Below are 24488 nucleotides of genomic sequence, written 5' to 3'. Positions count from 1 at the left end.
CTCCTGTCGGTACACACCGGACACTTCTTCGGGACGTCCGGGTGGTCAACGCGGTTGCGCGAAGGGAGACTTCGGCGTATGTCGTCTCCCACTCAGCCGTGGGCGCCGGTCCACGGCCAGCCCTACCGCCCCGTCCCCTACCGGCCCGCCCGGATGCCCCGCGAGGAGTCGCTCGCCCGCGCCGCCGAGCTGCGCCGGCGGATGGACGAGCGGCGCACCGTACGCAGCTTCTCGACCGATCCGGTGCCCGAGCAGGTCGTCCTCGACGCCATAGCCTGCGCCGCCACCGCCCCCTCCGGCGCCCACCAGCAGCCGTGGACGTTCGTCCTGGTGAAGGACCCGGAGGTCCGCCGGCAGATCCGGGCCGCCGCCGAGCAGGAGGAGCAGATCTCCTACGACGGCCGGCTCGGCGACGAATGGCTCGCCGCCCTGCGCCCCCTGGGCACGGACTCCGTCAAGCACCACCTGACGGACGCGCCCGCCCTGCTGGTCGTCTTCCAGCAGCGCTACTGGCTGGGCCCCGACGGCACCAAGCGCAAGCACTACTACGTGGACGAGTCCGTGGGCATAGCGGTCGGCATGCTGCTCAGCGCCCTGCACCTGAGCGGGCTGGCCGCCCTGGTCCACACCCCGAGCCCGATGCGCTTCCTCGGCCACGTCCTGAAGCGCCCGGAGAACGAGAAGGCCTTCGCCGTCATCCCGGTCGGCTACCCCGCCGAGGACTGCGAGGTCCCGGACCTGGTCCGCAAGTCCCTCGATCAGGTGATGATCGAGGTCTGAGCCGGCGCGCCGCCGCGGGCACGGCCCGGTCAATGGAAACCGCCCCCGCTCCGGACTTGGGGGTACCGGGGCGGGGGCGGGGTTCACTGGGGCCGTCTTCCGGCCCTCGGGCGTCAGCCCATGTGGGGGTAGCCGTACTCGGTCGGCGGGACCAGGGTCTCCTTGATGGAGCGGGTCGAGGTCCAGCGCAGCAGGTTGGACGCGGCGCCGGCCTTGTCGTTGGTGCCGGAGGCGCGGCCGCCGCCGAAGGGCTGCTGGCCGACGACGGCGCCGGTCGACTTGTCGTTGATGTAGAAGTTGCCCGCGGCGAAGCGGAGCTTCTCCATCGTGTGCGCGGCGGCGTAGCGGTCCGCGGCGATGACGGAGCCGGTCAGGGCGTAGGCCGAGACGCTCTCCATCTGCTCCAGCATCTCGTCGTACTTCTCGTCCTCGTAGACGTGCACGGCGAGGATCGGGCCGAAGTACTCGGTCGTGAAGACCTCGTTCTCCGGGTCGGTGCACTCGATGACGGTCGGGCGGACGAAGTAGCCCTCGGAGTCGTCGTACGTGCCGCCGGCGACGATGGTGCAGGTCGGGTCGGCCTTGGCGCGGTCGATCGCGGCCTTGTTCTTCGCGAAGGAGCGCTCGTCGATGACGGCGCCGATGAAGTTGGACAGGTCGGTGACCGGGCCCATGGTGATGCCGTCGACCTCGGCCGCGAACTGCTCCTTGAAGCCGTCGTTCCAGATGGAGGCCGGGATGTAGGCGCGCGAGGAGGCCGAGCACTTCTGGCCCTGGAACTCGAAGGAGCCGCGGGTCAGGGCGGTCTTCAGCACGGCGCGGTCCGCGGACGGGTGCGCCACGACGAAGTCCTTGCCGCCGGTCTCGCCGACCAGGCGCGGGTAGGACTTGTACTTCTCGATGTTGTTGCCGACCGTCTTCCACAGGTACTGGAAGGTCTTGGTCGAGCCGGTGAAGTGGATGCCCGCCAGCTCCGGGTGCTCCAGGGCGACCTCGGAGACGGCGATGCCGTCGCCGGTGACCAGGTTGATGACGCCCTTGGGCAGGCCGGCCTCCTCCAGCAGCTCCATGAGGAGCACGGCGGCGTGGGTCTGCGTCGGGGACGGCTTCCACACGACCACGTTGCCCATGAGGGCCGGGGCGGTCGGCAGGTTGCCGGCGATGGCCGTGAAGTTGAACGGCGTGATCGCGTAGACGAAGCCCTCCAGCGGGCGGTGGTCGCTGCGGTTCCACACGCCGGCGGAGTTCGCCATCGGCTGCTCGGCCAGGATCTGGCGGGCGAAGTGCACGTTGAAGCGCCAGAAGTCGACGAGCTCGCAGGGGGTGTCGATCTCGGCCTGCTGGGCGGTCTTGGACTGGCCGAGCATGGTCGAGGCGGCCAGCTTCTCGCGCCACGGGCCGGACAGCAGCTCGGCGGCGCGCAGGATGATCGCGGCGCGGTCGTCGAAGGACATCGAGCGCCAGGCCGGGGCGGCGGCCAGGGCGGCGTCGATGGCGTCCTGCGCGTCCTGCTGCGTGGCGTTCGCGTAGGTGCCGATGACCGACTTGTGGGCGTGGGGCTGGACCACGTCGAAGCGGTCGCCGCCGCCCATGCGCTTGACGCCGCCGATGGTCATCGGAAGCTCGATCGGGTTCTCGGCCAGCTGCTTGAGCTGCGCTTCGAGACGCGCGCGCTCCGGGCTGCCCGGGGCGTACGAGTGGACCGGCTCGTTGACCGGCGCGGGGACCTGGGTCACAGCGTCCATGAGGGGTGCAACTCCTTGATGAGGGGTGTTCTGCCGACCGGGGGGTGCTCGGCCCTGAAGCTAGTTCTTGGTGATCAAAGATCGGACGAAGAAGAGCAGATTCGCCGGCTTCTCGGCCAGGCGGCGCATGAAGTAGCCGTACCAGTCGGTGCCGTACGCCGTGTAGACGCGCATGCGGTGGCCCTCGGCGGCGAGCCGCACGTGCTCCTCGCTGCGGATGCCGTACAGCATCTGGAACTCGTACTCGTCGAGCTTGCGGCCTGCCTTGCGGGCGAGCTCCTGGGTGATGACGATCAGACGCGGGTCGTGGGACCCGATCATCGGGTAGCCCTCGCCGTCCATGAGGATCTTCAGGATCCGGACGTACGCCTTGTCGATCTCCGCCTTGTCCTGGTACGCGACCTCGGCGGGCTCCTTGTACGCACCCTTCACGATGCGGACGCGGCTGCCGTTGGCGGCCAGCCGGCGGGCGTCGGCCTCGGTGCGGAACAGGTAGGCCTGGATCACGCAGCCGGTCTGCGGGAAGTCCTTCCGCAGCTCCTCGTGGATGGCGAACATCGAGTCGAGGGTGGTGTGGTCCTCGGCGTCCAGGGTGACCGTGGTGCCGATGGCGGCGGCGGCCTCGACGACCGGGCGGACGTTGGCGAGGGCGAGCTCGTGGCCGCCCTCCAGCGCCTGGCCGAACATCGACAGCTTGACGGACATCTCGGCCCGGGTGCCCAGGCCCAGGTCCTTGAGGCGGCCGATCAGCTCCAGGTAGGCGTCCCGGGCGGCGTACGACTGCTCGACCCGGGTGATGTCCTCGCCCACCACGTCGAGGGTGACCTCGAGGCCCTTGTCGGTGAGCTCCGTGACGATCGGGATGACCTGATCGACGGTCTCGCCGGGGATGAACCGGTTCACCACGGGCTTGGTCACCGGGGCAGCAGAGACGATCTTGCGCATCTTGTCGCTGCGCGACGCGGCGAGGATCACGGGACCCAGCACGGGGCACCTCCAACGGGTGGCAGAAAAGCAGTGAAGCGCCACGAACGTCATCAAGATGAACAGATCATCCTTATCCCGTCGCGACACGGAGAACCACCGTGAAACCTAAGGATCGATCCGATCCTCTGCCATCGACAGCTGTCACGCATCCGTGGCCGCGATCTCAGACAGATGTCTGAAGGCGGCCGGGCGCGATGGGAGAATGGCCGGGTGAAGGGCGATTACCAGGATCTGGTGGACGAGATCTCGGCGCTGCTGGGCGCGCCGGCAACGCTGGAGAACCGGGACTTCCGGCTGATCGCCTTCGGCGCGCACGACAGCGACGACGACCTGGCGATGGACCCGGTGCGGACCCGCTCGATCCTCACCCGCCAGTCCACGGCCGCGGTGCGCAGCTGGTTCGAGGGCTTCGGCATCGCCCGGGCCACCGGCCCGGTCCGCATCCCGGCCGCCCCCGAGGCGGGGGTCTTCCGCGGCCGCATCTGCCTGCCGGTGCGCCACCGCGGCATCGTCCACGGGTACGTGTGGCTGCTGGACACCGAGCCGGGCCCCGGGCAGGAGCAGCTGGACGCCGCGATGGAAGTGGCCGCGCGGATCGGGGTGCTGCTGGCCGACGAGGCCAAGGCGGGGGCGGACCTGTCCCGGGAGCTGCACGCGGTGCTCACCGCCGAGCGGGGCTGGCAGCAGGACATGGCGGTGGCCGCCCTGCGCTCGGCGCTCGGACCCGCGGCGGACGGGCCGCACGCGCTGGTGTGCGTCACACCCTGGCAGGCGGAGCCCCCGCAGTCGGTGCCGGGTGCGGCGGCCGTCTGCCTGGCCCCGTGGCGGCCGGAGGGCCCGAAGGCCCTCGCGGTGCTGGTCCGGCTGCGTTCCGCGGAGGCCGCGGGGCCGGCGGCCGTGGCGGCGGAGCGGCTGCTGGCCGGCGGGAACGGCACCGGGCCCGGCGGGCCCGGCCGGCCCAGCGCCGGGATCGCGGCCCCCCGCCGGGGCCTGGCCGAGCTGGGCGGCGCCTGGCAGGAGGCGGTGGCGGCGGCCCGCGCGGCCGCGGCCCAGCCGCGGCTGGGCCCGGTGGCGCAGTGGGCCGAGATCGGCCCGTACCGGATGCTCGCGGCGCTGCCCCCGGAGGCGGCGCAGGACCCGGCGACGGCCGCCCTGCTCTCCCCTGCGCACCCGGAACTCTCCCGTACGGCCGAGGTGTTCCTCGACTGCGCCGGGCAGGCCGGCCGGGCCGCTGCTGCCCTCGGCATCCACCGCCAGACCCTGTACTACCGGCTGTCCCGGGTGGAGCAGCTCACCGGCCTGGACCTCGACGAGGGCGAGGACCGGCTGCTGCTCCACATGGCCCTGAAGGCCGCCCGGCTCTAGGCCGCGCCTTCCGGGCCCGCAGCTTCCGAGCCGGCGCCTTCCGAGCTCGCGCCGGATCCGGCCGCGGCACCGGACCCCGTCCCCGACCCCGACCCCAGTGCCGTCTCTGCCGCGCGGCGCATGCCCTCGGTCAGCTCCTCCGCGGTGGCGGCCGACTGCGGGTCGAACATCCACTGGATCATCAGCCCGTTCAGCAGGGCCTGGTAGAAGGCGCCGAGCGTGCGCACCGCCCGCTCGTCGATCTCGTCCTCCGGGGTGCCCGTCAGCATCGAGATCAGCCCCCGGCGCCCCTCGCCCTGCGAGGCGGCCAGCAGCTCCCGCAGCTGGGGCAGCCGGTCACCGCTGAGGGCGACCTCCATGCTCGCCGCCCACACCGGGGTGGACTCGGACCGCCGGGCCACCACGCCCTCCCACACGGAGCGGAAGCGGTCGAGCGAGCCCGGCTCTCCGGCGACCGAGCCCGCGAAACCCTCGCCCCACTCCTCCATCAGGGCGATGAAGGCCTGGGTGAGCAGGGCGTCCTTGGAGCCGTAGTGGTAGCCGATGGAGGCCAGATTGGCTCCCGAGGCGTTGACGATGTCCCGCGCGGTGGTCCGCACGAACCCCTTCTCGGTCAGGCACTTCTTCGCGCCTTCGAGCAGGTCCTCTTTGTGTCCCATGGGCCGACCTTAGCAAGACAACCGTCCAAGACAACCGTCCAAGACGAGCGTTCCACACGGCCGTTCTATACACACGTACTAGACAGACGTTTATGACGCTTGTACATTGCCGCCCATGACGAACTCCGCAGCGCCTCGCGCCGGCCGCCGGGAATGGACCGCCTTCACCGTCCTCCTGCTGCCCCTCCTCCTGGTCTCGATGGACGTCTCCGTCCTGTACTTCGCCATCCCGGCCATCACCCGGGAGCTCGACCCGAGCGCCGCGCAGCAGCTGTGGATCTTCGACAGCTACGCCTTCGCCCTCGCCGGCCTGCTGATCACGATGGGCTCGCTCGGCGACCGGATCGGCCGCCGCCGGCTCCTGCTGGCCGGCGCCGCCGCCTTCGGACTCGCCTCCGTCGGCGCCGCCTACGCCCAGAGCGCCGAGATGCTGATCGCGGCCCGCGCCCTGCTCGGGATCGGCGGGGCCACCCTGATGCCGTCCACACTGGCCCTCGTCCGCAACCTGTTCCGGGACGACGCCCAGCGCACCCGGGCCATCGCCGTCTGGTCCGGCGCCATGGCGGGCGGCATCGCCCTCGGCTCGGTCTTCAGCGGACTGCTGCTCGAGCACTTCTGGTGGGGTTCCGTCTTCCTGGTGAACGTCCCCGCGATGGTGCTGCTGCTGGTCCTGGTCCCCGTACTGGTCCCCGAGTTCAAGGACCCGGCGCCCGGCCGCTTCGACCTGCTCGGCGTGCCGCTGTCCGCGGCCGCCGTGCTCCCCGTCGTCTACGGGCTCAAGGAGATCGCCGCCGAGGGCTTCACCCTCCCCCGCCTCGCCTGCCTGCCGGCCGGCCTCGCCTTCGGGTACGTCTTCGTCCGCCGCCAGCGCAGCCGCGAGGACGCGATGATCAGCCGGACGCTGTTCCGCGACCGCCGCTTCGGTGCGGGCATCGGCCTGAACACCCTGGCCGCCTTCGCCATAATGGGCTCGGCCTACTTCTCCACCCAGTACCTGCAGTCCGTGCTCGGCATGGGCACCCTGGAGGCCGCGCTGTGGAGCCTGGCCCCCTCGCTCGCGGTGGGCGCCGCCGCCCCGGCCGCGGCCGCCCTCGGCCAGAAGTTCGGCCGCGGCCCCGTCATCGCCGGCGGCTTCGCGACCGCCGCGGCCGGGTTCGCCCTGATCGGCCTCGTGGACACCGACTCCCTGTGGCTGCTGCTGACCGGCTGCGCCGTGCTCGCCTCGGGGATGGTCACCGTGATGTCCCTGGTCTCGGACATGGCCCTGTCCTCCGCCCCCGCCGAGAAGGCGGGTTCGGCCGCCTCCCTGCTGGAGACCGGCCAGGAGTTCGGCGGGGCCCTGGGCATGGCCCTGCTGGGCAGCCTCGGCACCGCCGTCTACCGCTCCGACCTCGCCGGCGCCGAGCCCGCGGTCCGCGAGACCCTCGGCGGCGCGGCGGCCACCGCGACCCGGATCGGCGGCCCGGCAGGCGAGCAGGTCCTCGGCCTGGCCAGGGAGGCCTTCGTCCACGGCATGCAGTACGCGGCCCTGGGGGCCACCGCACTGCTCCTGGCGGCGGCCGTCGCGACCGCGGCCCTGCTCCGCCGGAGCCCGGCTCCGGCCGGGCGGCGACTCCCCCGGCAGGCCGACCCCGTCTGCTGAACGACGTAAGAGAAGGTGGTGCGGAGGGGCGGTGAGACGGGGGCGGTGAGACGGGGCGCACGAAAGCGGAAGGGCCCGGGGAGTGGTCCCCGGGCCCTTCCGCCCACGTCACAACGGCCGGATCAGCCGGCCAGGTTCACCGAACGGGCCGAGGTGGCGCCGATCTCGACCGAGATCTCGGTGAGCACGGACTGCGGGACGGTGTCGTCCACGGTGAGGACGGCCAGCGCCTCGCCGTGCTCCTCCGCCCGCGCCACCTGCATGCCGGCGATGTTCAGACCGGCCTCGCCGAGGATCCGGCCGACGGTGCCGACCACGCCCGGGCGGTCGGTGTAGCGGAGCACGACCATGTGGTCGGCCAGCGACAGGTCCACGTCGTACTCGCCGATGCCGACGATCTTCTGGAGGTGCTTGGGGCCGGCCAGGGTGCCGGAGACCGCGACCTCCTGACCGTCCGAGAGGGTGCCGCGCACGGTCACCACGTTGCGGTGGTCAGGGGACTCCGAGCTGGTGGTCAGGCGCACCTCGACCCCGCGCTCCTGGGCGAACAGCGGGGCGTTGACGTAGGAGACCGTCTCGTCGACGACGTCCTCGAACACCCCCTTGAGCGCGGAGAGTTCCAGCACCTTGACGTCGTGCTGGGTGATCTCGCCGCAGACCTCCACGTCGAGCCGGACCGCGACCTCGCCCGCGAGGGCGGTGAAGATCCGGCCGAGCTTCTCGGCGAGCGGCAGGCCCGGGCGGACGTCCTCGGCGATCACACCGCCCTGGACGTTGACCGCGTCCGGCACCAGCTCGCCGGCGAGCGCGAGGCGCACCGACTTGGCGACGGCGATGCCGGCCTTCTCCTGGGCCTCGTCGGTGGAGGCGCCGAGGTGCGGGGTGCAGACGACCTGGTCGAGCTCGAACAGCGGGGAGTCCGTGCAGGGCTCCTTCGCGTACACGTCGAGACCGGCGCCGGCGACGCGGCCCTCCTTGAGCGCGGAGTACAGCGCGGCCTCGTCCACGATCCCGCCGCGGGCGGCGTTGACGATGCGGACGGACGGCTTGACCTTGTGCAGGGCCTCTTCGCCGATGAGGCCGAGGGTCTCCGGGGTCTTGGGCAGGTGCACCGTGATGAAGTCGGCGACCTCCAGCAGCTCGTCCAGCGAGAGCATCTTGACGCCCATCTGGGCGGCGCGCGCGGGCTGCACGTAGGGGTCGTACGCGACGATCTTCATGCCGAAGGCGGACATCCGCTGGGCGACCAGGACGCCGATGCGGCCGAGGCCGACCACGCCGAGGGTCTTCTCGCTCAGCTCGACGCCCGTGTACTTGTTCCGCTTCCACTCGCCGTTCTTCAGGGCGGTGTTGGCCTGCGGGATGTTGCGGGCGGTGGCGACGAGGAGGCCGCAGGCCAGCTCGGCGGCGGTCACGATGTTGGAGGTCGGTGCGTTGACGACCATCACGCCGGCCTTGGTGGCGGCGGAGACGTCCACGTTGTCCAGGCCCACGCCGGCGCGGGCGACGACCTTGAGCTTCTTGGCGAGGGCGATGGCCTCGGCGTCCACCTTGGTGGCCGAGCGGACCAGGATCGCGTCCACGTCGGCGATGGCGGGCAGCAGCTCCGCGCGGTCGGCTCCGTTGCAGTGGCGGATCTCGAAGTCCGGGCCGAGCGCCTCGACGGTGGCAGGCGACAGCTCTTCGGCGATGAGTACGACAGGTTTCGAGCTCACGTGGGTCCTCACGATTCCAGTGCGGACGGCCGTCCCGACGGCCGCAGGCGGTGGAGGGGGTAGCCGCGTGGAAGACGCACGACACTGTGGGCCTGACGCGTATGTGTTGAGCAGTGTAGTGGCGCGGTGGGGGCGGTTTTCCGCCTGTCCGGAAGGATCACCCTTCCGGGGTTGGCCGGGGTGGACAACCGGGGGGCCGCCGGACGTGGGGGGGGGGGGGGGGGGGGGGGGGGGGGAGGGGGGGGTGGGGGGGGGGGGGGGGGGGGGGAGCCCCCTCCCCCCCCCCCCGCGCCGGAGACTAGTTCTCCTCGCTGTCGACCCAGCTCATCAGCTTGCGCAGCTTCTTGCCGGTGGTCTCGAGCAGGTGCTCCTCGTCGGCCTTCTTGTACTCGTTGTACTTGGGCAGACCGGCCTTGTACTCGGCCATCCAGGTGTTGGCGAACTCGCCGTTCTGGATCTCCGCGAGGACCTTCTTCATCTCGGCCTTGGTGGCGTCGGTGATGACGCGCGGGCCGGTGATGTAGTCGCCCCACTCGGCGGTCTCGGAGACCGACCAGCGCATCTTCTCCAGGCCGCCCTCGTACATGAGGTCGACGATGAGCTTCAGCTCGTGCAGGCACTCGAAGTAGGCGATCTCCGGCTGGTAGCCGGCCTCGGTCAGGACCTCGAAACCGGCCTTGACCAGCGCGGAGGCGCCACCGCAGAGGACGGCCTGCTCACCGAACAGGTCGGTCTCGGTCTCCTCGGTGAAGGTGGTCTTGATGACGCCGGCGCGGGTGCCGCCGATGCCGGCCGCGTACGACAGGGCCAGGGCGAAGGCGTTGCCCGTGGCGTCCTGCTCGACGGCGGCGATGCACGGAACGCCGCGGCCCTCCTCGTACTGGCGGCGGACCAGGTGGCCCGGGCCCTTCGGGGCGACCAGGGCGACGTCCACGTTCGCCGGCGGCTGGATGAAGCCGTAGCGGACGTTGAAGCCGTGGCCGAAGAAGAGCGCGTCGCCCTCCTTCAGGTTGTCCTTGATGGACTCCTCGTAGACCTCGGCCTGGATCGGGTCCGGGGTGAGGATCATGATGAGGTCGGCCCACGCGGCGGCCTCGGCGACCGGGAGGACCTTCAGGCCCTGCTCCTCGGCCTTGGCCTTGGACTTGGAGCCCTCCTTCAGGCCGACGACGACGTCGACGCCGGAGTCGCGGAGCGACAGGGCGTGGGCGTGGCCCTGGCTGCCGTAGCCGATGACCGCGACCTTGCGGCCCTGGATGATGGACAGGTCGGCGTCGTTCTCATAGAACAGCTCGGCCACTGGGATATCTCCTTGGTGCGCTGGTGTTGCTCCCACCGTACGGCGGGGGACGGAAGGGAAGTCTTGCGGTCTCGGTATACGAGCGGCCGGCCGGTCCGGTGTGCAGGGCACGCCGGAGCCGGCGACCGGTCAGGCGCTGCGGTCGAGCGCCCGCAGGCTGCGGTCCGTGATGGACCGTCCGCCGCGCCCTATGGCGATCGTGCCGGACTGGACGAGCTCCTTGATGCCGAACGGCTCCAGCATCTTGAGCATGGCCTCCAGCTTGTCGGCGCCGCCGGTGGCCTCGATGGTGACGGCCTCCGGGGAGACGTCCACCGTCTTGGCGCGGAACAGCTTGACGATCTCGACGATCTGCGAGCGGGTCTCGTTGTCGGCGCGGACCTTCACGAGGACGAGTTCGCGCTGGATGGCGGAGGCCGGCTCCAGTTCGACGATCTTGAGCACGTTGACCAGCTTGTTGAGCTGCTTGGTCACCTGCTCCAGAGGCAGGTCCTCGACGTTCACGACGATGGTGATGCGCGAGATGTCGGGGTGCTCGGTGACGCCGACCGCGAGGGAGTCGATGTTGAACCCGCGGCGGGAGAACAGGGCGGCGATCCGGGCCAGGATGCCGGGCGTGTTCTCGACCAGGACGGAGAGCGTGTGCTTGGACATGTGAGTCGGTCTCTCTCTGCGCTCTGCGCTCAGTCGTCTTCGTTGTCGCCGAAGTCGGGGCGGACCCCGCGGGCGGCCATGACCTCGTCGTTGGAGGTGCCGGCGGCGACCATCGGCCACACCATGGCGTCCTCGTGGACGATGAAGTCGATGACGACCGGGCGGTCGTTGATGGCGTTGGCCTCGGCGATGACCTTGTCCAGGTCGGCCGGGTCCTCGCAGCGCAGGGCGACGCAGCCCATGGCCTCGGACAGCTTGACGAAGTCCGGGACGCGGGTGCCCTGGCGGGGGGCGGTGGACTCGCCGAGCTGGGAGCCGACGGTGCCGTGGCCGGTCTCGTCCGCGTGCAGAACGGTGTTGGAGTACCGCTGGTTGTAGAACAGGGTCTGCCACTGGCGGACCATGCCCAGCGCACCGTTGTTGATGATCGCGACCTTGATCGGGATGTTGTTCAGGGCGCAGGTGACGAGTTCCTGATTGGTCATCTGGAAGCAGCCGTCGCCGTCGATCGCCCAGACCGTCCGGTCCGGCTGTCCGACCTTGGCGCCCATGGCGGCGGGGACCGCGTAGCCCATGGTTCCGGCGCCGCCGGAGTTCAGCCAGGTGCGGGGCTCTTCGTAGTTGACGAAGTGCGAGGCCCACATCTGGTGCTGGCCGACGCCCGCCGCGTAGATGGTGTGCGCCGGGGCGAGCTGCCCGATCCGCTCGATGACCTGCTGCGGCGAGAGCATCCCGTCCTCGGGCAGGTCGTAGCCCAGCGGGTAGGTGTCGCGCCAGCGGTTGAGGTCGGCCCACCAGGCGGTGTAGTCGCCGGTGTGGCCCTCGTTGTGCTCGGCCTGGACGGCCTGGACCAGGTCGGCGATGACCTCGCGGGCGTCGCCGACGATCGGGACGTCCACGGCGCGGTTCTTGCCGATCTCGGCCGGGTCGATGTCCGCGTGGATGACCTTGGCGAAGGGGGCGAAGCTGTCGAGCTTGCCGGTGACGCGGTCGTCGAAGCGGGTCCCCAGGGCGATCAGCAGATCGGCCTTCTGGAGGGCGGTGACGGCCGTGACCGCGCCGTGCATGCCCGGCATGCCGACGTGCTGCGGGTGGCTGTCGGGGAAGGAGCCCAGAGCCATCAGGGTGGTGGTGACCGGGGCGCCGGTCAGCTCGGCCAGGACCTTCAGCTCGGCGGTGGCGCCGGACTTCATGACCCCGCCGCCGACGTACAGGACCGGGCGCTTGGCCTGGACGATGAGCTTCGCGGCCTCGCGGATCTGCTTGGCGTGCGGCTTGGTGACCGGCCGGTAGCCCGGGAGGTCCTGGGCCGGCGGCCAGGTGAAGGTGGTCTGGGCCTGGAGGGCGTCCTTGGCGATGTCGACCAGGACCGGGCCGGGGCGGCCGGTGGAGGCGATGTGGAAGGCCTCGGCGATCGTCCGCGGGATGTCCTCGGCCTTGGTGACCAGGAAGTTGTGCTTGGTGATCGGCATCGTGATGCCGACGATGTCCGCCTCCTGGAAGGCGTCGGTGCCGATCGCCTTGGAGGAGACCTGGCCGGTGATCGCGACGAGCGGGACGGAGTCCATGTGCGCGTCGGCGATCGGGGTGACGAGGTTGGTGGCGCCCGGGCCGGAGGTGGCCATGCAGACGCCGACCTTGCCGGTGGCCTGTGCGTAGCCGGTGGCGGCGTGGCCGGCCCCCTGCTCGTGGCGGACCAGGATGTGACGGACCTTCGTCGAGTCCATCATCGGGTCGTAGGCCGGGAGGATGGCCCCGCCCGGGATGCCGAAGACGGTGTCGCACCCCACCTCTTCGAGAGAACGGATGAGGGACTGCGCACCCGTGACGCGCTCGGTCGCAGCGGTCTGCTGTCCTCCGGTACGGGCCCGCGGCTGCGGATGGTGGGCCCCGGTGGCCTGCTCGGTCATCGGCATTCTCTTCTCGAAGCTGAGGGTTTTAGCGAGGTTTCGGTTTTGCCAGTGCAACAAAAAACCCCTCGTGCCGGCAGGCAAGCGAGGGGAGCGCGTCGGGTTCGATCAGCGGGGACATGACTGGCCCAGCTTCAGCCGACGCGCTTTCCAAGTACGAGAATTCGGGTGCGCATGGCACTGACCCTCCCTCTGGCGGGAGGCCGGTGTCAAGTGGGTGGGATGGACGTCTCATTATTTGAGCCCCTACGGCCCCCCAGTGAACCGCCTGCCAGAACCGCCATGGCGTTTCCTCCAGGTACTGGGAACGTACCGCGGACGAGCGCGCGGCGCAGCCGGTACTCGTCCAGAGGGCCGGAAAACGCCATGCCCTGGCCGTGGGTGCACCCCATGGCGCGCAAGGCCATCACCTGCTCCGGCAGGTCCACGCCCTCGGCCACGGATTGCATGCCCAGGTCATTTGCGATGCGCAACAACCCGGCCGTGATCTTGTGGAGTCTGGCCGATTCCACGACCCCTTCGACCAGTCCTCGGTCGATCTTCAAGAGGTCCACGGGCAGCCTGCGGAGGGCGCTGATGGCCGCGTAGCCGCTCCCGAAGCCGTCCAGGGCGATCCGGACCCCGAGCCTCCGCAGCGCCGCCAGACGGCGCTCCAGCTCGTCGAAGGGCACCCGGGGGTCGCTGACGGCGAGCTCGACGACCAGGGAGCCCGAGGGGAGCCCGTGCCGGGCGAGGAGGGCCTCCACGGAGTCCTGGGCGGCCTGGTCCAGCAGCCGGTGCGCGGAGATGCGCACGGCCACCGGGATGCCGTGTCCGGCCCGGCGCCGCTCGGCCGCCTGCACCACGGCCTCCTCCAGCAGTCGGCGGCCCAGCCCGTCGATCCGGGAGGTGTCGCCGGCCGGGAGCCCGCGGCCGGCGGCTGCGTCCGGGCCCTCGGCGACCCTCAGGAGCTCGGCCGGGGTGAACAGGATGCCCTGGGCTGAGCGCCAGCGGGCCTGGGCGGCCACGGCCGTCACGGTGCCGGTGGCCAGGGCCACGACGGGCTGGTGGAGCAGGGTGAACTCGCCCTCGTGGACCGCGGTGCGCAGCCGGCCGGCCGTCTCGGCCATGCGGGCGGTCTCGGACTGCATCTGGGGGACGTACAGCTCCACCCGGTCCTTGCCGCCCGCCTTGGCCCGGTACATCGCGAGGTCGGCGTTGCGCATCAGGTCCGAGGGGGTGATGCCGGGGTCCGCGAAGGCCACGCCGATGCTGGCCGCCACCCGGACCTCGCTGTCCGCGATGCGGTAGGGCCGGGAGAGGGTGATGCGGAGCCGTTCGGCGATCTCGCGGGCCTGGTGCTCGCGGGCGGAGCGGTCTCGGCCGGCGTCGCCGAGGATGAGGGCGGCGAACTCGTCCCCGCCGAGCCGGGCGGCGGTGTCCCCGGCCCGTACGGCCTCCTGGAGCCGCCGGGCGGCCTCCACCAGCAGCTCGTCCCCGCCCTGGTGGCCGATGGTGTCGTTGACGGCCTTGAAGCCGTCGAGGTCGATGAAGAGCACGGCGCTGCCGTGGTCCCCGGCCCGGCGGCCGCCCAGCGCCTGGCGGACCCGGCGGGTGAACAGGGCCCGGTTGGGCAGGTCGGTGAGGGGGTCGTGCTCGGCGCTGTGCTGGAGCTGGGCCTGGAGCCGGACGCGCTCGGTGACGTCCCGGCTGTTGAGGATCAGCCCGCCCTGGTGGCGGTTGACGGTGGACTCGACGTTGAGCCACTCGCCGGTGCCGGACTCGAAGCGGCACTCGATGCGGGTGGTGGGCTCCTCGGCGGGCGGCGCGGCGAGGAAGCGGCGCACCTCGTGGACCACCCGGCCGAGGTCGTCGGGGTGGATGAGGGCGGCCAGCTCGGTGCCCACGAGTTCCTCGGCCTCGCGCCCGTAGACCCCGGCGGCGGCGGGGCTGACGTAGCGGAGCACGCCGTTCGGGGCGGCGATCATGATCACGTCGCTGGAGCCCTGGACCAGGGAGCGGAAGTGGTTCTCCTTCTGGGCCAGCTCCGCGGTGAGGGCCATGTTGTCCAGGAGCATGATGCCCTGGCGGACCACGAGGGCGAGGATCACGGTGCAGCCGGTGAAGACGACGACCCGGTCCACCCGGCGCCCGTCGAGCACGTTGTAGAGGATCCCGAGGGTGCAGACGGCGGCCGCCAGGTACGGGGTGAGGGCGGGCAGCGATCCGGTGAGGGGGCGGCCGTGCGGGCGCGGGGCCGGGGGCCGGACGGGGCCCTCCGGCCCGTACATCCTGCGGGCTCCCCAGGGGGCGTACGCGAGGAGCAGCGAGCCGGCGAACCAGCCGGCGTCGAGGAGCTGGCCGGACTGGTAGTTGGCGCGCAGCAGCGGGGAGGTGAAGAGGGCGTCGCTCAGCACGGTCAGGGCGAGGGCGGCCACGGCGGTGTTCACCGCGGAGCGGTTGCCGGCGGTGCGGCGGAAGTGCAGCACCAGGACGATCGAGACGAGGGCGATGTCGAGCAGCGGGTAGGCGAGCGAGAGGGCCGCCCGGGACACGGTGCCGGAGCCGCCGGAGGCCACGGACTCGGCGGTGTGCGCGAGGGCGAGGCTCCAGGACAGGGTGAGCAGGGAGCCGCCGATCAGCCAGGAGTCGAGGGCCAGGCACACCCAGCCGGCCCGGGAGACCGGGCGTTTGGCGAGGACGAGGAGGCCGACGATGGCGGGCGGCGCGAAGCAGAGGAAGAAGAAGTCGGCGAGGGAGGGTTCGGGCACCTGCCGGCCGAGCACGACCTCGTACCAGCCCCAGATGGCGTTGCCGCCGGCGCCCATGAGGGAGGAGAAGGCGAAGAGCAGCCAGGCGGGCCGCTCGCGGCCGGCATGGGAGCGCGCGTACGAGTGGCACGCGACGGCGGCGAGCAGGCCCGCGGCGCTGAGCCCGAAGTCGCCCATCACGTAGGCGACTTGCTCCGAGCCCCAGCCGAGGGCGGCGCCCACGGCGTACCCGCCGCACACCACGGCGAGGAGGAGCTGGGCGCCGAGGCCCCGCCCGCCGGGGACCGGCTGGCGGGTCAGGAGCGCCCCGGGGGCGCTCACCGGGGCTCCCTGGCTGAAATCGGCGCCCTGCGGCGCCGCCGGCGGCTGCCTCGCCGCCTCGGAATCTTGGTCCATTGGCCGTGCATCGCCCGTCGCCCCCCAAAGTGTCCGATCACTCCCCAGCGCCGTACGTTCGCGGCGCAGCCCCTTGTTCCGGACGATACACCAGTTTCGTCACTCAGGGACATAGCACCTCTACGCTGCGTGACCAGCGGGAACATATGGGCACGGAGTGCACACGATCTGCTCCGGAGCGTGCACAACCGGACTCATTCCGTGATCATTACGGTGTTCTGCACCTGCTCTCCTGCTGCGAAGAGGGACAGCTGGCGGGCCAGCAGACGCTTGACGCGGGGCATGAACGCCGAGGTGCTGCCGCCGACATGCGGTGTGATCAGGACATGCGGAGCATGCCAGAGCGGGTGCCCGGCCGGCAGCGGTTCCGGGTCGGTCACGTCGAGCGCGGCGCGCAGCCGTCCCGACTCCAGCTCGGCGAGCAGGGCCTTGGTGTCGACGACCGGGCCGCGGGCCACGTTCACGAGCAGGGCCCCGTCCTTCATGCGGCCGAGGAAGACGGCGTCCACCAAGCCCCGGGTCTGCTCGGTGAGGGGCGTGGACAGGATCACGACGTCGGCCTCGGGCAGCAGCGCGGGCAGGTCGGCCAGGGCGTGGACCGGGCCGCGGGCGACGGTGCGGGCCGTGCGGGCCACGCGGTCGATGCGGGCGCACTCGAAGGGGGCGAGGCGGTCCTCGATGGCCGCGCCGATGGAGCCGTAGCCGACGATCAGCACGGACTTGTCGGCGAGGGCCGGGTAGAAGCCGTCCCGCCACTCCTCGCGGTCCTGCCCGCGGACGAAGCCGGGGAAGCCGCGCAGCGAGGCGAGGACGAGCGCGAGGGTCAGCTCGGCGGTGCTTGGCCTCGTGGACCCCGCGCGCGTTGCAGAGCCGTACGCCCGGGCGCAGCGCGCCGAGGCCGGGCAGGACGTGGTCGATGCCCGCCGAGAGGGTCTGGACGACCTCGACCCCGGTCATGCCGGGCAGCGGGCGGGTGGCGACCTCGGGTCCCTTCATGTACGGGACCACGTAGTAGGAGCAGTCGGCCGGATCGGCGGGGAACTCGGGGCCGCCGTCCCAGAACCGGTAGTGCAGGCCCTCGGGGAGGCCGTCGATCTCGTCGGCCGCTATCGGCAGCCACACGTCTTTCGTCATGCGAGGAGGCTATGGCAACCGCCGATGATCAAGCCCGCGGCGGGGACCGTTAGTTTGGGGAGCGGGAGAGGGAGGGGTGCGAGCAGGTGGAGCGCAGGACTATCGGCGCGGCGGCCCTGGAGGTCGGCGCCGTCGGGCTCGGCTGCATGCCGATGAGCTGGGCCTACGCCGCCTCCCAGCGGCGCGGTGCGGAGTCGGTGCGCGCGGTGCACACGGCCCTGGACCTCGGGGTGAGCCTGCTGGACACGGCGGACATGTACGGGCCGTTCACCAACGAGCTGCTGGTCGGGCGGGTGCTGAAGGAGCGGCGGTCCGAGGCCTTCGTGTCCACCAAGGTCGGCCTCCGGGTGGGCGACCAGCACGTGGTCACGAACGGGCGGCCCGGGTACGTGCGCCGGGCCTGCGACGCCTCGCTGCGGCGGCTCCAGACCGACGTGATCGACCTGTACCAGCTGCACCGGCCGGATCCGGAGGTCCCCGTCGAGGAGACCTGGGGGGCGATGGCGGAGCTGGTGACGGCGGGCAAGGTGCGGGCGCTGGGGTTCTGCGCGGTGGGGGCGCGGGCCCGGCGCGGGGCGGGGCCGTTCGAGGCGGTGCTCGGGCAGCTGGAGCGGGTGCAGCAGGTGTTCCCGGTGAGCACGGTGCAGGCCGAGCTCTCGGTGTGGTCGCCGGCGGCGCTGCGGGAGCTGCTGCCGTGGTGCGCGGCGCGCGGAGTGGGCTTCCTGGCGGCCATGCCGCTGGGCAGCGGCTTCCTGCCGGGGACGCTGACGCCGGGACAGGGCTTCGAACCGGAGGACGTGCGGGCCCGGCACCCGCGGTTCACGGCGTACGCGATGGCGGCCAACCAGTCGCTGCCGGCGGGGCTGCGGCGGATCGCGCTGCGGCACGGGCCGCAGGTCACGGCGGCGCAGGTGGCGCTGGCGTGGGTGCTGGCGCAGGGGCCGCACGTGGTGCCCGTGCCGGGGACGAAGCGGGCCCGGTGGGCGGCGGAGAACGCCCGGGCGGCCGGGGTGCTGCTGACGGCCGAGGATCTGGCGGAGATAGCGGCACTGCCGGCCGCGGTGGGCTCCTGGGACTGAGCGGCCGGCGGCAAACCCACTCGATCGGGTGTACGAGTGGCGGAACTCGGCGGGGGCGGGTCGGGGTTGAGGAGGGTGTAGGCGGATGGAGGAGCGGGACGGGGGAAGGAGCAGGCCATGAGCAGGCGGACGAGGGGTGCGGTGGCGGCCGGGGTGCTGGCCGGGTGCGGTGCACTGCTGGCGGCGGGGTGTTCGTCGGGGGGCGGGGCGGGACTGCCGGAGCTGTCGGGGGGCGCCTCGCCGGCGAAGTCCTCGGCGAGGGCTTCCGCGAGCCCGTCGGCGGCGGATCCGAGCGGTGCGGGACCGGCGCCGGCGAAGGGGTCGGTGACGGTCACGGGCGTGGTGGCCAAGGGGCTGAAGAGCCCGTGGGGCGCGGCCCCGCTGCCCGGCGGGGACCTGCTGGTCGCCTCGCGGGACGAGGGGACGATCAGCAGGGTCGATGCGGGCAGCGGCACGGTGACGGTGGTCGGCGAGGTGCCGGGGGTGTCCCCGGGCGGCGAGGGCGGGCTGCTGGGCCTGGCCCTCTCCCCCGATTTCGCCTCGGACCGGCTGGTGTACGCGTACTTCACGACGGAGTCGGACAACCGCATCGCCCGGATGCGGTACGAGGAGAAGAGACCTGCGGGCCGGCAGCTGGGGGCGCCGGACACGGTGTTCCGGGGCATCCCCAAGGGGGTGATCCACAACGGCGGGCGGATCGCCTTCGGCCCGGACGGCATGCTGTACGCGGGCACGGGCGAGACGGGCGACTCCTCGCTGGCCCAGGACCGGAAGTCGCTGGGCGGGAAGATCCTGCGCATGACCCCGGACGGCGAGCCGGTGCACGGCAATCCGGAGGCGGACTCGGTCGTCTATTCGTACGGCCACCGGAACGTGCAGGGACTGGCCTGGGACGCCGGGAAGCGGCTGTGGGCGGCGGAGTTCGGGCAGCAGACCTGGGACGAGCTGAACCGGATCGAGCCGGGCGGGAACTACGGCTGGCCGGTCGTGGAGGGCAAGGCGGGCCGGAGCGGGTTCAAGGACCCGGTGGCCCAGTGGCGGACCGACCAGGCCTCGCCCAGCGGGATCGCGATCGCCGAGGGCTCGGTGTGGATGGCGGGCCTCCGCGGCGAGCGCCTGTGGCGCATCCCCCTGGACGGCACCCGGCCCGCAGCCGCCCCCCAGGCCTTCCTCGCGGAGAAATACGGCCGCCTCCGCACGGTCCTCTCCACCGGCGGCAACCACCTCCTCCTCATAACAAGCGAAACGGACGGCCGCGGCACCCCCACCCCGGAAGACGACCGCATCCTGTCGCTCACGGTCCACTGACGGAACCCACGGCAACACCGGCACCTTCCAGGCCCGCCAAACCCAGCCCCCGCCGGCGCCTCAGGCAAACGCAGCCTCACCGGCGCCTCGGGCAAACCCAGCCTCGCCGGCGCTTGAGGCAAACCCAGCCTCGCCGGCGTTTGAGGCGCGGGGGTCCGGGGGCGGAGCCCCCGAAACCACACGGCGCCCCGCACCCTCAGGACCGGCCGGACCAAATCCAGCCCCGCCAGCGCGGGAGCCAAACCCAGCCCCGCCGGCGTTTGAGGCGCGGGGGTCCGGGGCGGAGCCCCGGTTCGGGAAGGGGCGGGCGGGGCAAGCGGTCAGGCCGACGGGGCCGCGGAGGGGCCGAACAACCTCAGCCGGTGCGCCAGCGCAGCGGCCTCCCCCCGCCCCCCAACCCCCAGCTTCGCCAGGATGTTGGACACATGCACACTCGCCGTCTTCGGCGAGATGAACAGCTCCTCCGCAATCTGCCGGTTGCTCCGCCCCACCGCCACCAGCCGCAGCACATCCCGCTCCCGGCTGGTGAGCCCCAGCGCCTCGGCCGGATCCTCGACGACCTCGCCGACGAGGACCCCGGCCGGGGCCGACAGGGAGAGCCGGGCCCGCTGCGCGAGCAGCGCCAGGTCCTCCCGCAGCCGGCGGCAGCCGAGCCGCTCGGCGCTCTCCAGGGCCTCGCGCAGCAGCCCGGCGGCCCGCTCCCGGTCCCCGCCGCCGGCGAGCAGGGCCTCGCCGAGCCGGTGGAGGACCCGGGCCAGCAGGTAGGGCCGGTGCAGGGGTCGGACGGCCGCTTCGGTCTCCTCCCAGTCGGCGAGGGTGTCCTCCCCCTCGGCCCGCCGCAGCTCGGCGCGGACGTAGAGGGAGTGGGCCGCCCACACCGGGACGGGTGTGGGGAGTCCGCGGGCCTCGGCGCGGATCAGGGCCAGCGCCTCGGCCCGGCCGGCCTCGGCCGCGGGCAGCCCGCGGGCGTCCGCCTCGGCGGTGGCCGCGGCCAGCAGCAGCGGCCAGGCGTAGCGGTGCTGGCCGAGGGGGAAGCCGAATTCCACGGCGCGCCGGAGTTCGGCACGGGCGTCGAGGATCCGGCCCTCGGCCGCGGCGATGCCCAGGGCGAGGCGGAACAGCGGGATGCGGTGCTGCGGAGAGGACTCCTGGGCACCGAAGTGTCCTGTGGCGGCCTCCAGTTGGGCCGCTGCCTCGGTCAGCTCGCCCCGGGCCAGGGCGAGATGGGCGAGGCGGGCCGCGCCCGAGCCGCGCGGCCGGGCGCTCTGGGCGGCGCGCAGGGCGCGCTGGGCGACGGTGGCGGCCTCGTCCCAGCGCCCGAGGCTGTAGAGGGACTCGGCCATGTTGCCGCTGACCCAGGCCTCGGAGTCGTAGAGACGGTAGGAGCGGACCCGCTCCACCCCCTGGGCGGCCAGTTCCACGGCCTCGTGGGACCGGCCGGCGTTTTCGAGTTGGGAGGAGATGTTGATATGTGCACGGCCTTCGAGCAGGGACAGGCCGAGTTCGCGGGCGCGGTCCTTGACCGCCTGCATCTCGGCGACCCCGCGGTCCACGTCGGTGTCGGCGAGCAGGCAGCCCACGGTGAGGCGCGCGTTGAGCTCCACGTCCTCGGCGCCGATCATCCGGGCGTATTCCACTGCGCGTTCGGCGGTGGCCAGGTTGTCCGGTCCGGGGCGGTTGAGCATGCCCCAGCCGGCGACCAGGACCAGCACCTCGGCGTGCACCTGGGACGGGGGCAGCCCGCGCACCAGGTCCTGGGCGATGGCGAGTTCCTCCCAGCCGTCGCCGCGGGAGAGGCCGGAGACGAGCCGGGAGCGCTCGGTCCAGAACCAGGCCGCGCGCAGCGGGTCGTTCTCCTCCTCCAGCATGTGCAGCGCCGTCTTCGTCAGCTTGAGGGCGCGTTCGCGCTCGCCGCCGAACCGGGCGGCGACCGTGGCCTCGGCGAGCAGGTCCAGCCGGCGCAGCGGGGTGGACTCGGGGTCGCAGCCGCACGGCGGGTACACCGCGGCGTCGTCCGCGGGGCGCAGCTCCTCGCGGACCTCGGCCGGCGCGTCGTCCCACAGGTCGAGCGCGCGTTCCAGCAGGCGCAGCTGCTCGGAGTAGGCGTGCCGGCGGCGGGCGGCCACGGAGGCCTCCAGCGCGGCGGGCAGGGCCTTGGCCGGGTCGTTGGCGTAGTACCAGTAGTTGGCGAGCCGGATGACCCGCTCCTCGGCGCGCACCAGGGAGTCGTCGGCTTCGAGGGCCTCGGCGTAGCGGCGGTTGACCCGGGCCCGTTCGCCGGGCAGGAGGTCGTCGCCGACGGCCTCGCGGACGAGGGAGTGCCGGAAGCGGTAGCCGTCGCCGTCGGGGGTGGCGATGAGGATGTTGGCGCCGACGGCCGCGCGGAGGGCCTCGATCAGCTCGTCCTCGGAGAGCCGGGAGACGGCCAGCAGCAGCGGGTACTCGACGGTGGAGCCGCCCTCGGCGACGAGCCGGACCACGCGCTGGGTGGCCTCGGGGAGCACCTCGACCCGGACGAGGAGCAGGTCGCGCAGGGATTCGGTGAGGCCGGTGCGGCAGCCGCTGGCCATGGAGGCGACGAGTTCCTCGACGAAGAAGGCGTTGCCGTCGGAGCGGTCGAAGACGGCGTCGACCAGGTTCTCGTCGGGGTCCGTGGACAGGATGCCGGCGAGCTGGCGACGGACTTCGGCGCGGGTGAAGCGGGCGAGCTCCACGCGCCGGACGGTGCGCAGCCGGTCGAGTTCGGCGAGCAGGGGCCGCAGCGGGTGGCGGCGGTGGACGTCGTCGGCGCGGTAGGTGGCGACCAGGACGAGGCGTCCGCCGGCGAGGGTGCGGAAGAGGTAGGACAGCAGGTGCCGGGTGGAGGTGTCCGCCCAGTGCAGGTCTTCCAGGACGATCACGACGGTGCGTTCGGCGGCCAGCTTCTCCAGGAGGCGGGCGGTCAGCTCGAAGAGCCGTGCGGTGCTCTCCTCGTCGTGGGGGCCCTTGGGGGTGTCGCCGAGCTCGGGCAGGATGCGGGCGAGTTCGTCCTCCTGGCCGGCGGCCGCGGCGGCGAGCTCCTCGGGGAGCATCCGGCGCAGGGCGCGCAGGGCCGTGGAAAAGGGGGCGAAGGGAAGCCCCTCCGCCCCGATCTCCACACATCCTCCGACGGCCACGACGGCTTCGCGCCGGGCGGCCTCGGAGAGGAACTCCTCGGTGAGCCGGGTCTTGCCGACTCCGGCTTCACCGCCGATGAGCAGGGCCTGAGGCTCCTGCCGGGCGGCGCGGGCGAGTGCATCGGTGAGCACGGCCAGTTCGTCGGCTCGGCCGACGAACACCGGGCTGACGGACCTGGTTTCCACGCCGCCGAGCATCGCACAGAGATCCGGTCGGGCGGCAGTCGTTATCACGGGCGGGGTCATGGTCGGCCGGTATCCGTCCGCGGGCGGGCGGGTTACGCGGCCTTGGTGAACCGGTGCCGGTTCGCCTTCACCCGGCCTTCCTGTTCATCGTTGCCGCTCGTGCCGCGGGCCACGGCCTTGCGGAACAGCTTGGCCCGGCGGAAGGCGTCGGCCTCGCGGATCAGGTCGGCGCTGCGCATCGTGGCGATCTCGTACTCGAACATCTCGTCATCTCCTGGCTGGTTTTCCGGGCACCTCGTTCGGTGTGATCCAAGGTTCGCCTGCCAGGGGGTGCCGGCACATCGGGCGTGTGCCGCATGTGTCGGGGCCCGGGGTCCTTAGTCCCGGCCTCGGGCGCCCGGGGGCCGCCTAAGCCGGTGCCTAGGCGGGGTCCCCGGGCCGGGCCGGGGCCTTAGACCGGCCCCCGGCCGGGTCAGGGGGCGGTGGGCAGGGGGGCGAGGAGGTCCGCGTACATGAGGGCGGAGAGGAGGACGCCGAGGAGGCCGAGGGCCACGGCGGCGCCGGAGACGGCGCGGACCCAGACGGGGAGGGTGCGGCCGGGGGCGCCGAAGGCGGGGCGGGCCAGGACGAGGAGGCCGGTGAGGAGGGCGAGGACCGCGAAGCCGCCGTTGACGAGGGCGGTGGTGTGCCAGGCGTTGCCGTAGAGGGCCTCGATCTTGGCCGCGGTGGAGCCGGCGGTGGCCGAGTCGATCTGGCCGATGAGGGTCTGGCGTTCGGCGAGGGTGCGGGACAGCCAGCTGCCGCTGAGGCCGACCACGCCGAGGCCGGCGGCGGTGAGCGCGGCGGTGGCGGCGCCCACTCCGGAGGGCGGGCGGGTGTCGAGCTCGTCCGGCGTGAGGCCGTCGTTGTCGTCCTCGTCGGTGTCGAGGGCGTCGAGCAGGTCCTCTGCGGGGGCCGCGGCGGTCTCTTCGTCCGGGGCCGCGTCCGCGGTGCCGGCGGTCTTCGTGGTGTCCATGCGGGCACCGTAGGCGGGCTTTCTGAGAGCCTTCTGAGAACACCCGGGAGCCGTTCCCCCCGGCTGCCCGTCCGCCCCGGCGCGGGGCGGACGAGGCTCCGTCGGGCGGGACGGCTGCCCTCAGGCGGAGCAGGCGCCGTCGGATGGAGCGGGGGGCGTCAGGGCTTCGGCCAGTCGTTGGCGAGGACGGACCAGACCTCGGTGGACTGGCGCTTGCCGCGGTGCAGGTGGTTCTCGCGCAGGACGCCCTCGCGGGTCAGGCCCAGGCGCGCGGCGACGGCGATGCTCTTGGTGTTCTCGGTGCAGACGTGCCATTCCACGCGGTGCATGCCGCGCACGTGGAAGGCGTAGTCGATCAGGACCCGGCAGGCCCGGGTGACAAGGCCGCGGCCGGCGGCGGCGGGCTCCAGCCAGCAGCCGACCTCGCAGTTGCCCTGGGCGGCGTCGAAATGGGGGAAGAGGACGCCGCCGCGGAGGGTGCCGTCCACCCAGATGCCGAAGAGGCGGATGCTGTCGTTGGCGGCCTTCTCCGCGTTGAGGCGGAGGAACTCGCGGGCGGAGTCCACGTCCTTGGCGCGGTCGGGGAAGCCCACGTACTGGCCGATGAACTCGCGGCCGCGCTCCATGTGCGCGAAGAACTCCTCGGCGTGCCACATTTCCAGCGGCTTGAGCTGGGCGTCTTCGGCCAGGTCTATCGCGAACATGCGG

17 protein-coding genes and 1 pseudogene are annotated in these 24488 nt (G+C 72.4%); 5 read left to right on the top strand and 13 right to left on the bottom strand.

Annotated elements, in window-relative coordinates:
• Positions 1 to 78 precede the first annotated feature (78 nt).
• Complete coding sequence (locus ACZ407_RS25400; protein ID WP_468132012.1) at positions 79 to 780, top strand: nitroreductase family protein; 702 nt, start codon at positions 79 to 81, stop codon at positions 778 to 780.
• Between the two features lie 113 nt (positions 781 to 893).
• On the opposite strand, the gene pruA is transcribed toward ACZ407_RS25400, so the two are convergent.
• Positions 894 to 2525 carry an L-glutamate gamma-semialdehyde dehydrogenase gene (gene pruA, locus ACZ407_RS25395; RefSeq protein WP_468132010.1) on the bottom strand — a complete coding sequence of 544 codons (1632 nt, stop codon included), beginning with the start codon at positions 2523 to 2525 and terminating at the stop codon, positions 894 to 896.
• A gap of 60 nt (positions 2526 to 2585) precedes the next feature.
• Positions 2586 to 3512 carry a proline dehydrogenase family protein gene (locus ACZ407_RS25390; protein WP_468132008.1) on the bottom strand — a complete coding sequence of 309 codons (927 nt, stop codon included), beginning with the start codon at positions 3510 to 3512 and terminating at the stop codon, positions 2586 to 2588.
• 171 nt (positions 3513 to 3683) lie between these two features.
• Here ACZ407_RS25390 and ACZ407_RS25385 point away from each other — a divergent pair, with 171 nt between their 5' ends.
• On the top strand, positions 3684 to 4877 hold the full coding sequence (locus tag ACZ407_RS25385; RefSeq protein WP_468132006.1) for a PucR family transcriptional regulator: 1194 nt from the start codon (positions 3684 to 3686) through the stop codon (positions 4875 to 4877).
• Here ACZ407_RS25385 and ACZ407_RS25380 read toward each other — a convergent pair.
• Positions 4874 to 5536 (bottom strand): TetR/AcrR family transcriptional regulator, encoded by a 663-nt coding sequence (locus ACZ407_RS25380; protein WP_468132004.1) that lies wholly within the window; start codon positions 5534 to 5536, stop codon positions 4874 to 4876. The two genes, ACZ407_RS25385 and ACZ407_RS25380, sit on opposite strands and share 4 nt — an antisense overlap.
• Positions 5537 to 5651: 115 nt before the next feature.
• Between ACZ407_RS25380 and ACZ407_RS25375 the strand changes: the two genes are divergently transcribed.
• Positions 5652 to 7178 carry an MFS transporter gene (locus tag ACZ407_RS25375; RefSeq protein WP_468132002.1) on the top strand — a complete coding sequence of 509 codons (1527 nt, stop codon included), beginning with the start codon at positions 5652 to 5654 and terminating at the stop codon, positions 7176 to 7178.
• Between the two features lie 122 nt (positions 7179 to 7300).
• On the opposite strand, the gene serA is transcribed toward ACZ407_RS25375, so the two are convergent.
• The 6 genes and pseudogenes from serA to ACZ407_RS25345 all read right to left on the bottom strand — a co-directional run bounded on the left by serA (position 7301) and on the right by ACZ407_RS25345 (position 17037).
• Positions 7301 to 8893: a phosphoglycerate dehydrogenase gene (serA, locus tag ACZ407_RS25370; protein ID WP_468132000.1), complete on the bottom strand. Its 1593-nt coding sequence runs from the start codon at positions 8891 to 8893 to the stop codon at positions 7301 to 7303.
• A gap of 298 nt (positions 8894 to 9191) precedes the next feature.
• The gene (ilvC, locus tag ACZ407_RS25365) at positions 9192 to 10193 is read right to left on the bottom strand and encodes a ketol-acid reductoisomerase (RefSeq protein WP_468131998.1); all 1002 of its coding nucleotides are present in this window, start codon (positions 10191 to 10193) and stop codon (positions 9192 to 9194) included.
• Positions 10194 to 10322: 129 nt separating this feature from the next.
• Positions 10323 to 10847 carry an acetolactate synthase small subunit gene (gene ilvN, locus ACZ407_RS25360; protein ID WP_226734790.1) on the bottom strand — a complete coding sequence of 175 codons (525 nt, stop codon included), beginning with the start codon at positions 10845 to 10847 and terminating at the stop codon, positions 10323 to 10325.
• Between the two features lie 29 nt (positions 10848 to 10876).
• Entirely contained in the window at positions 10877 to 12763 is a 1887-nt protein-coding gene (locus ACZ407_RS25355; RefSeq protein ID WP_468131995.1) for an acetolactate synthase large subunit, read from the bottom strand.
• Positions 12764 to 12966: 203 nt separating this feature from the next.
• Positions 12967 to 15828, bottom strand: a complete 2862-nt coding sequence (locus ACZ407_RS25350; protein ID WP_468131993.1) for a putative bifunctional diguanylate cyclase/phosphodiesterase — start codon at positions 15826 to 15828, stop codon at positions 12967 to 12969.
• Positions 15829 to 16097: 269 nt separating this feature from the next.
• A pseudogene (locus tag ACZ407_RS25345) lies at positions 16098 to 17037 on the bottom strand (2-hydroxyacid dehydrogenase).
• Between the two features lie 86 nt (positions 17038 to 17123).
• Between ACZ407_RS25345 and ACZ407_RS25340 the strand changes: the two are divergent.
• Together ACZ407_RS25340 and ACZ407_RS25335 are read left to right on the top strand one after the other, a co-directional pair.
• Positions 17124 to 18116, top strand: coding sequence for an aldo/keto reductase (locus ACZ407_RS25340; protein WP_468131991.1), 993 nt, complete (start codon positions 17124 to 17126; stop codon positions 18114 to 18116).
• Between the two features lie 117 nt (positions 18117 to 18233).
• Positions 18234 to 19424, top strand: coding sequence for a PQQ-dependent sugar dehydrogenase (locus ACZ407_RS25335; RefSeq protein ID WP_468131989.1), 1191 nt, complete (start codon positions 18234 to 18236; stop codon positions 19422 to 19424).
• A gap of 320 nt (positions 19425 to 19744) precedes the next feature.
• On the opposite strand, the gene ACZ407_RS25330 is transcribed toward ACZ407_RS25335, so the two are convergent.
• From ACZ407_RS25330 to ACZ407_RS25315, 4 genes are all read right to left on the bottom strand, one after another.
• Positions 19745 to 22777 carry a helix-turn-helix transcriptional regulator gene (locus ACZ407_RS25330; RefSeq protein WP_468132062.1) on the bottom strand — a complete coding sequence of 1011 codons (3033 nt, stop codon included), beginning with the start codon at positions 22775 to 22777 and terminating at the stop codon, positions 19745 to 19747.
• A gap of 80 nt (positions 22778 to 22857) precedes the next feature.
• Positions 22858 to 23028, bottom strand: a complete 171-nt coding sequence (locus ACZ407_RS25325; RefSeq protein ID WP_468131987.1) for a hypothetical protein — start codon at positions 23026 to 23028, stop codon at positions 22858 to 22860.
• Positions 23029 to 23237: 209 nt separating this feature from the next.
• Positions 23238 to 23780, bottom strand: a complete 543-nt coding sequence (locus ACZ407_RS25320; protein ID WP_468131985.1) for a hypothetical protein — start codon at positions 23778 to 23780, stop codon at positions 23238 to 23240.
• A gap of 158 nt (positions 23781 to 23938) precedes the next feature.
• On the bottom strand, positions 23939 to 24484 hold the full coding sequence (locus tag ACZ407_RS25315) for a GNAT family N-acetyltransferase (RefSeq protein ID WP_468131983.1): 546 nt from the start codon (positions 24482 to 24484) through the stop codon (positions 23939 to 23941).
• Positions 24485 to 24488 lie beyond the last annotated feature (4 nt).

The organism is Streptomyces sp. NPDC030809 (assembly GCF_055572195.1).
Note: the sequence above shows the minus strand (reverse complement) of the source record. Positions and strands in the feature narration are given on the sequence as shown.